Source organism: Paraburkholderia sp. SIMBA_053 (genome assembly GCF_046534895.1).
GTDB lineage: Bacteria > Pseudomonadota > Gammaproteobacteria > Burkholderiales > Burkholderiaceae > Paraburkholderia > Paraburkholderia caledonica.
On sequence record NZ_JAWRXU010001205.1, the window covers coordinates 1 to 253 of the forward strand.

Here is a 253-nt window from a genome sequence, read left to right on the forward strand (position 1 = left end):
CGATTCGTCGACGGGTGTCATGAAGTTATACGAATTCATCAGGAACACGTCGGGATGAAGCGGCGCATCGTCGCCGCCCGTTCCCGCCGGCGTGAAGATCGCCTTGATGATCGCGTGCGACGGGAAGCGCACTTCGTAATGCTGCTTGCGGTCGCACCGCCCTTCGAAGCCGACGAACTGCGCATAGAACGGCGCCACGTCGACATCGCGCATCCAGCGCGAGACCGTCACGCCATGCGCGGCGACCTCGGTT

The 253-nt window shown here is 62.8% G+C and carries 1 pseudogene; it reads right to left on the reverse strand.

Annotation, left to right across the window (positions count from 1 at the left end):
* Positions 1-253: pseudogene (locus SB753_RS39460) on the reverse strand (aromatic ring-hydroxylating dioxygenase subunit alpha); the annotation flags it as partial.